General features: G+C 38.0%; 1 protein-coding gene. It reads right to left on the bottom strand.

Going from position 1 to position 692, the window contains the following annotated elements:
- Positions 1-460 (bottom strand): sugar phosphate nucleotidyltransferase (locus RR876_RS16915; RefSeq protein WP_332637181.1); only part of this gene is annotated, 460 nt, incomplete at its 3' end.
- Positions 461-692: the final 232 nt, after the last annotated feature.

Below are 692 nucleotides of genomic sequence, written 5' to 3'. Positions count from 1 at the left end.
CTTTATAGTTGTCATCAAACTCCACTACGCCAAATCGCTCAGGATCCATCACTTGATAGCCAAATACAGTAGCTCCTTGGCTTTTCTGTGCAATTGCTTTCAAGCGAGGACTAAAACCTTGACCAAAGAAGATATTGTCTCCTAGTACCAAGCAAACTGGATCCGCACCGATAAACTCTTCACCAATAATAAATGCCTGAGCTAACCCATCAGGACTTGGCTGCGTCGCATAGCTAAGATTCACGCCTAGTTGGCTTCCATCGCCAAGTAAACGTTCAAAGCTAGTTTTGTCTTCAGGAGTAGTTATCACCAAGATATCTTGTATTCCTGCTAACATTAGCACCGATAGCGGATAATATATCATTGGCTTATCATAAATAGGTAACAACTGCTTAGAAACACCCATCGTAATTGGATAAAGACGAGTGCCTGATCCACCTGCTAAAATAATACCTTTCATATCTTAAACCCTAATACCCCATCCTAGAGATGAAGAGAATGATTATTCCAATGGATTAAATAAATTTATTATAGAGAAGAATATCCGCTACTGCTCAACAGTATTTGTAAAAACATTTCATAAAGATGAAAAACATGCCGCTTTGTCAGATACTTTAACCTTACCGATTCAAGTCTAATTTGGATAATATATTCATCTTGCTTTTATTATTGAAGCGTTACTTCACTAAGGG

This window comes from Acinetobacter sp. (assembly GCF_036666595.1).
Taxonomy (GTDB): domain Bacteria; phylum Pseudomonadota; class Gammaproteobacteria; order Pseudomonadales; family Moraxellaceae; genus Acinetobacter.
Note: the sequence above shows the minus strand (reverse complement) of the source record. Positions and strands in the feature narration are given on the sequence as shown.